This window comes from Pseudomonas proteolytica, from assembly GCF_007858275.1.
In the GTDB taxonomy this organism is placed as follows: domain Bacteria; phylum Pseudomonadota; class Gammaproteobacteria; order Pseudomonadales; family Pseudomonadaceae; genus Aquipseudomonas; species Aquipseudomonas proteolytica.
In genome coordinates, this window is the sequence record NZ_VFEV01000048.1 from 37,462 (window position 1) to 44,774 (window position 7,313).

At 55.8% G+C, this 7,313-nt stretch carries 8 protein-coding genes; 2 read left to right on the top strand and 6 right to left on the bottom strand.

Translation table 11 applies throughout. From position 1 onward, the window contains the following. Positions 1-99: 99 nt before the first annotated feature. Both lpxH and FIV38_RS26350 read right to left on the bottom strand, forming a co-directional pair. The gene (gene lpxH, locus FIV38_RS26345) at positions 100-849 is read right to left on the bottom strand and encodes a UDP-2,3-diacylglucosamine diphosphatase (RefSeq protein ID WP_092239071.1); all 750 of its coding nucleotides are present in this window, start codon (positions 847-849) and stop codon (positions 100-102) included. Then, complete coding sequence (locus FIV38_RS26350; protein WP_092239073.1) at positions 846-1,349, bottom strand: peptidylprolyl isomerase; 504 nt, start codon at positions 1,347-1,349, stop codon at positions 846-848. Before FIV38_RS26350 ends, lpxH begins: the two co-directional genes overlap by 4 nt. A gap of 247 nt (positions 1,350-1,596) precedes the next feature. On the opposite strand from FIV38_RS26350, the gene FIV38_RS26355 reads away from it, so the two are divergent. Together FIV38_RS26355 and cysS are read left to right on the top strand one after the other, a co-directional pair. Next, a complete protein-coding gene (locus FIV38_RS26355; protein ID WP_029299467.1) occupies positions 1,597-3,297 on the top strand; it encodes a glutamine--tRNA ligase/YqeY domain fusion protein in 1,701 nt (566 codons plus the stop codon). 21 nt (positions 3,298-3,318) lie between these two features. Then, positions 3,319-4,701: a cysteine--tRNA ligase gene (gene cysS, locus FIV38_RS26360; RefSeq protein ID WP_070995476.1), complete on the top strand. Its 1,383-nt coding sequence runs from the start codon at positions 3,319-3,321 to the stop codon at positions 4,699-4,701. Positions 4,702-4,775: 74 nt separating this feature from the next. Here cysS and FIV38_RS26365 read toward each other — a convergent pair whose 3' ends face one another. From FIV38_RS26365 to FIV38_RS26380, 4 genes are all read right to left on the bottom strand, one after another. Then, positions 4,776-5,324, bottom strand: coding sequence for a dihydrofolate reductase family protein (locus FIV38_RS26365; RefSeq protein ID WP_092239075.1), 549 nt, complete (start codon positions 5,322-5,324; stop codon positions 4,776-4,778). Between the two features lie 69 nt (positions 5,325-5,393). Next, positions 5,394-6,149, bottom strand: coding sequence for a Type 1 glutamine amidotransferase-like domain-containing protein (locus tag FIV38_RS26370; protein ID WP_235861139.1), 756 nt, complete (start codon positions 6,147-6,149; stop codon positions 5,394-5,396). A gap of 170 nt (positions 6,150-6,319) precedes the next feature. Continuing rightward, on the bottom strand, positions 6,320-6,769 hold the full coding sequence (locus FIV38_RS26375) for a hypothetical protein (protein WP_092239077.1): 450 nt from the start codon (positions 6,767-6,769) through the stop codon (positions 6,320-6,322). Next, positions 6,766-7,313: RHS repeat-associated core domain-containing protein (locus FIV38_RS26380; protein WP_146492589.1), on the bottom strand; the 548-nt coding region annotated here is incomplete at its 5' end. The genes FIV38_RS26375 and FIV38_RS26380, both read right to left, overlap by 4 nt.

Sequence of the window (7,313 nt, forward strand, 5' to 3'; positions counted from 1 at the left end):
TTGCTCGCGAATGCACTGTGTCAGTCACCTAAGGTGTCGACTGACACAGCGCATTCGCGAGCAAGCCCGCTCCCACATTTGATTCGTGTTGTTTGTAAGTCAGGCGCCAGGCAACGCCAACTGCGGGTTGACGAAGTCAAACGCCGCCAATTGAAACCCTTGCTCATCCACCTGCAACGCCCAGCCTTGCTTGTCCCAATCCCCCAGCACAATGCGCTTGGCCGCCTGCTCGCCAATCTGCAATTTGTGAATGGCCGGGCGGTGGGTGTGGCCGTGGACCAGGGTGCGCACGCCGAACTGCTGCATCACCCGTGGCACTTCCTCGGGCGTCACATCGACAATATCGTTGGCCTTCATGCGTGTCTGCGCACGGCTTTCACTGCGCAGCTTGCGCGCCAGTTTATGGCGAGTGCGCAAGGGCAGGTGGCGCAGGATAAACAACACGATGGGGTTACGCAGGATGCGCCGCAGCTTCATATAGCCGAGGTCGCGGGTACACAGGCTGTCGCCGTGCATCAACAGCACGGGCTCGCCATACATCTGCACGACGCTGGGGTCCTTGAGCAAGGTCGCGCCTGCTGCTTTGCAGAACGCCTTGCCGATCAGGAAATCCCGGTTGCCATGCATCAGGAATACTTGGGTGCCACTGTCGCTCAACTCACGTAGAGCGGTGCAAATCGAACGCTGGAACGGGGTCATGCCATCGTCGCCAATCCAGGCTTCGAAAAAGTCCCCCAGGATGTACAACGCTTGCGCGCCACGGGCGCGGCCGTCGAGTAAATCCAGAAACGCCCGGGTAATATCCGGGCGCTCCTCTTCCAGATGCAAATCTGAAATCAGCAATATCACGCAATGATCTCGGCTTTCTCGATGATCACGTCTTCTGCTGGTACGTCCTGGTGGCCGGACTTCATGGTGGTGGAGACACCCTTGATCTTGTCCACGACTTCGGTGCCTTCGATGACTTTACCGAATACCGCGTAGCCCCAACCCTGTACGGTCTTGGCGCTGTGGTTCAGGAAGCCGTTGTCGGCCACGTTGATAAAGAACTGCGCGGAGGCCGAATGCGGCTCCATGGTACGGGCCATGGCGACGGTGTACTTGTCGTTGGAAAGACCGTTGTCCGCTTCGTTCTGGATGCTTGGGCGCTTGTCTTTCTTTTCTTTCATGCCAGGCTCGAAACCGCCGCCCTGGACCATGAAGTTGCCGATGACACGGTGGAAAACAGTGTTTTCGTAGTGGCCGGCTTTAACGTATTCGATGAAGTTGGCGACGGTGAGCGGCGCTTTCTCGGCGTTCAGTTCGATGACGATGTCACCGTGGTTGGTGGTCAGTTTGACTTGAGTCATGTTCACTACTCTTTCAAGGAATTCGTGGGTTCTGGCGCGTCACACGCCAGCACCTGTCTGGCAAGACATTGCCAAGGCGCGCAGTTTAGCGTGCCCTGCAGGAATTTCGAGGTGGTTTTTTACCGCCCATGCAATAAATGCAGCAGTTTTTGAGCATGCCCTGTCAGGTGCTTGACAGCATCGGCTATGATAAGCCCTTTGTTTGTCTGGCCTGACCCGGCCACGTACCTGTCTGTTCAAGGATCCTATGAGCAAGCCCACTGTCGACCCTACCTCGAATTCCAAGGCCGGACCTGCCGTCCCGGTCAATTTCCTGCGCCCGATCATCCAGGCGGACCTGGATTCGGGCAAGCACACGCAGATCGTCACCCGTTTCCCGCCTGAGCCCAACGGTTACCTGCACATCGGCCACGCCAAGTCGATCTGTGTGAACTTCGGCCTGGCCCAGGAGTTCGGTGGCGTCACGCACCTGCGTTTCGACGACACCAACCCGGCCAAGGAAGACCAGGAATACATCGACGCCATCGAAAGCGACATCAAGTGGCTGGGCTTCGAATGGTCCGGTGAAGTGCGCTATGCCTCCAAGTATTTCGACCAGTTGTTCGACTGGGCCGTGGAACTGATCAAGGCCGGCAAGGCCTACGTTGACGATCTGAGCCCGGAACAGGCCAAGCAATACCGTGGCACCCTGACCGAGCCGGGCAAGAACAGCCCGTTCCGCGACCGTTCGGTAGAAGAGAACCTGGACTGGTTCACCCGCATGCGCGACGGTGAGTTCCCGGACGGCGCCCGCGTACTGCGCGCCAAGATCGACATGGCCTCGCCGAACATGAACCTGCGCGACCCGATCATGTACCGCATCCGCCACGCCCATCACCACCAGACCGGTGACAAGTGGTGCATCTACCCCAACTACGACTTCACCCACGGTCAGTCGGACGCCATCGAAGGCATCACCCACTCCATTTGCACCCTGGAGTTCGAAAGCCACCGTCCACTGTACGAATGGTTCCTCGACAGCCTGCCAGTACCGGCGCATCCGCGTCAGTACGAATTCAGCCGCCTGAACCTCAACTACACCATCACCAGCAAGCGCAAGCTCAAGCAACTGGTCGATGAAAAACACGTGTTCGGTTGGGATGACCCACGCATGTCGACCCTGTCGGGCTTCCGCCGTCGCGGCTACACCCCGGCGTCGATCCGCAACTTCTGCGAGATGGTCGGCACCAACCGCTCCGACGGCGTGGTCGATTTCGGCATGCTGGAATTCAGCATCCGCCAGGACCTGGACCACAATGCCCCGCGCGCCATGTGTGTGCTGCGTCCGTTGAAAGTCGTGATCACCAACTACCCGGAAGGCCAGGTCGAGAACCTCGAACTGCCGCGTCATCCGCAAAAAGAAGAACTGGGCGTGCGCAAGCTGCCGTTTGCCCGTGAAATCTACATCGACCGCGATGACTTCATGGAAGAGCCGCCAAAAGGCTACAAACGCCTGGAGCCCAACGGCGAAGTGCGCCTGCGCGGCAGCTACGTGATCCGTGCCCTTGAGGCGATCAAGGACGCCGATGGCAACATCGTCGAACTGCGTTGCTCGTACGATCCCGACACCCTGGGCAAGAACCCTGAAGGCCGTAAGGTCAAGGGCGTGGTCCACTGGGTGCCGGCAGCCGCCAGCGTCGAGTGCGAAGTGCGTCTGTACGATCGTCTGTTCCGTTCGGCCAACCCTGAGAAGGCCGAAGACAGCGCCAGCTTCCTGGACAACATCAACCCTGACTCCCTGCAAGTACTTACGGGTTGTCGTGCCGAGCCATCGCTTGGCGACGCACAGCCGGAAGACCGTTTCCAGTTCGAGCGCGAAGGCTACTTCTGCGCAGATATCAAGGACTCGAAACCAGGCGCTCCGGTATTCAACCGTACCGTGACCTTGCGTGATTCGTGGGGCCAGTGATCAAGTCTTAAGGGAAACATCGTGCTAACGATCTACAACACGCTCAGCAAGACCAAAGAAGTCTTCAAGCCGCTGGATGGCAACAAGGTGCGCATGTACGTGTGCGGCATGACCGTGTACGACTACTGCCACATCGGCCATGGCCGCAGCATGGTCGCCTTCGACCTGGTGACCCGCTGGTTGCGTTTTAGCGGCTACGACTTGACGTATGTGCGCAACATCACCGACATCGACGACAAGATCATCAATCGCGCCAATGAAAACGGCGAGTCGTTCGACGCGCTGACCGAGCGCATGATTGCGGCCATGCACGAGGACGAGGCGCGCCTCAATATCCTCAAGCCGGACATGGAGCCGCGTGCCACGGACCACATCCCTGGCATGCACGCGATGATCCAGACCTTGATCGACAAGGGTTACGCCTACGCCCCGGGCAATGGCGACGTGTACTACCGCGTCGCCAAGTTCATGGGCTACGGCAAGCTGTCGCGCAAGAAGATCGAAGACCTGCGCATCGGTGCACGCATCGAAGTCGACGAAGCCAAGCAGGATCCGCTGGACTTCGTGCTGTGGAAAGGCACCAAGCCGGGCGAGCCGAGCTGGGAGTCGCCGTGGGGCGCCGGGCGTCCGGGCTGGCACATCGAATGCTCGGTGATGTCCACCTGCTGCCTGGGCGAGACCTTCGACATTCATGGCGGCGGCAGCGACCTTGAGTTCCCGCACCACGAAAACGAGATCGCCCAAAGCGAAGCGGCCACCGGCAAGACCTACGCCAACGCGTGGATGCATTGCGGCATGATTCGCATCAATGGCGAGAAGATGTCCAAGTCCTTGAACAACTTCTTCACCATCCGCGACGTGCTGGAAAAGTACCACCCGGAAGTTGTGCGTTACCTGCTGGTGTCCAGCCACTACCGCAGCGCCATCAACTACTCGGAAGACAACCTCAAGGACGCCAAGGGCGCCCTGGAACGTTTCTACCATGCGTTAAAAGGCCTGCCAGTTGTTGCGCCGGCCGGTGGCGAAGCATTTGTTGAACGCTTCACCACCGTGATGAACGACGACTTCGGCACCCCCGAAGCCTGCGCCGTGCTGTTCGAAATGGTCCGCGAGATCAACCGCCTGCGCGAGAGCGATCTGGATGCAGCGGCTGGTTTGGCGGCCCGTTTGAAAGAACTGGCCAGCGTGCTGGGCGTGCTGCAAATGGAAGCCGACGACTTCCTGCAAGCCGGCGCCGAAGGGCGTGTGGACGCAGCCGAAGTCGACGCACTGATCCAGGCTCGCCTGAATGCCCGTGCCAACAAGGACTGGGCAGAATCCGACCGCATCCGCGACCAACTCACCGCCATGGGCGTGGTGTTGGAAGACGGGAAGGGCGGGACGACCTGGCGCTTGGCTGACTGACGGCTGATTGCTTCAAGCTGAATAAAAACGCCCCGACTGGTTCGGGGCGTTTTTGTGTGTGGCGGTTTTGCGATTCAACGCTGCTCGATCGCATACCGGCTTTGGACAAACCCATTGTCCGAGGCCCAGGTATCGATGTGGCGAAGCTCACATTCATGCCCGATTTGACCGAACAACGGAATCCCCTGACCTAGCAGAATCGGAATGCGGGTGATGATCAACTCATTGAGCAGGCCGGCTTCAAGAAATGCCTGGATGGTCTGGCCGCCGTCGATATAAAGATGTTTCATGCCGCGCTCGGCCAGTTGCTCGACGAGTGTACTCACGTCGGCTGCCAAGACCTCCACCTTGCCCTGTAGATGCGCAGGAATCTGCAAGGTCTGGTGAGACAGCGCTATGACCGGTGTGCCCTCATAGGGCCACTCTGGAAAGGACAGTACTTTTTCCAGGGTCTTACGCCCCATGACCAACCCGTCAACCGTTGCGATGAAGCTTTCATACGTGATGCCGTTCAAGCCCGAGCTCTCATATTCCGGCCGGTGCAGCCACTCGATATCCCCATCTGGCCGGGCAATAAAACCGTCAATGCTGGCTGCGATAAAGACGGAACATTTGATCCTCATCGGCGGTAAAACTCCTTTTTTATCAAGTGGGATCAAGAAGGTATCACTTTCACGCCTGCAAACTGGCCTCTACTCAGTTAACAACCTCAGATAAGGCGGTGCCGGACTGACTTCATAGGCGCTATTTTTTGCGTTATTACGGATCGTTTCATGGTGTTGGTTATTCTTGAAATGCAGGGCGACCCCATCGTCAGCTGCGTAAGCAGGGTGCACACCCGTAAGTTTCACAAGCTCAGCAAATGACTCTGCTCTTCCTGCCTCTGAGCTGAAGTGCGGACACAACGCTCCGGGAAGTAAGCCCAGGCCGTCGATCAGGGCAAAGGCTCCCCCAGAGTCGGAATGGCCGTAGTCGAACCAGCAAATGGCTCCAGCACTGACACCGCAAAGCACCTTGCCACCTTCCCATGCCTTCCGTAGCAACCCCACTACCCCAAATTCGCGCCAGATAGCCAACATCGCGCGGGTATTCCCGCCTGCAACATAAATGACATCGGCCTGTTCAAACAGCGACGCAATATGGCCAGCGTCGGGAAACGGCGAAATGAAAAACGTCAAGCAGATGACGGTGCAACCGACGCTTTCATATTTAGTAATGAAGTCGGAAATTTTCAGGCGGTCATCGCCATTGGCTGTGGAGATATAGAGAACAGTGGGACGTGCTTTTCCTGATACGGCGACGATGTATTCGTCAATGCGAGTCATGCAGGTCATTTCCTCGGCTGACTCTCCACCAATAACAATTATTGATTTATTCATCTGGGTCTCTGCTTCGTCCTGAACTTCAGATTTTTCAAGGTCTTTGAACACTGGGAAAATATAATTCAAAGATGTTGCTCAAGGTAGCAAAGATTAAGGTTGGGAGCTGTCGGGCCTTGGCGAGGCTGCGATGGCGGCGGCGCTGCCAGTATTTATATTGTTTGAGGCGCCGCCATCGTAGCCTCCTTGCGGTCAAATGGAATTGTTCCGTTTATCCCTCGGATCTATTCGTGTTGCCTCTATTGAGACGGGGGAGGGGGAGAACAGTCAGTGGGCCTAAGATCCACGTAGTCGAGGTCACCTTCAAAGGTGATACAGGCAATCCAGCATAGGTTTTCAGGAAAAACATAGGTGTGTTGGGGGATTTCAGAGAATATATTAATTGCTTCTCTAATATCGTCAATTTGAACGACATAAGCGTGATCTATAACGGAATCCCCTAAAAAGCACACATTTTTAATATTTAAATGGCTAAGGGTTTCTGAGATTTTAGCCAAAGCTTCGAGTCTGTCTAGAGTGTTTAGATTGACGGGATTTTTTACAATGCTCCAATCTATCTTGCTTCCTACGAACGTGAATTTTTTTTGTATTTCATTAATTAGTTTTGCTTCTTCAGTTTTAGATAGCTGTAAGAAGCCAATTCCTTTTTTTTGCAGCGTATCTATCAAGAATTCGTCGAAGTAGCTCATTTTTTCGCAAACCTTCTGTTTATTTTGAGAACTAGTTCTGCAGAACCTTGGAACAGATAGTGAGGCCCTTTTTTCTTTCCCGACCAAACGTTTATATGAGCACCACTTCGCTCATCAAATTCAACCCGGTACCCGGTTTTTCCATCAATCGTTTGCATACCTATAGGGTGTCCATAGCTGCCTCCAAACTTACCTAGTGTCGGTTTTTCAGCTCGGAAGTCATTTTCCAGTAACCATTCCATTGCTTTGTTTGAAGCTTGTTCGTAGTTCGTAAACCGAGCCGGGCCACTTGTGCTGGGTGTTGATTCCTCATAGCGAGGTGGTGGTCTTGTATTTTCTTGTCCAGGACAGTTACCAGCCTTACATGCCAACCCCAACGGATCCACCCACCCCGTAGGGTTAGGCACATACAAATACCCGTTCACCCCACCCGCCAACTTCACCGGGTCGGGGGTCAGGTAGCGTCCGTTGTCCGGATTGTAGTAGCGATGCCGGTTGTAATGCAGCCCGCTTTCCCGGTCGTAATACTGCCCCTGAAAGCGCA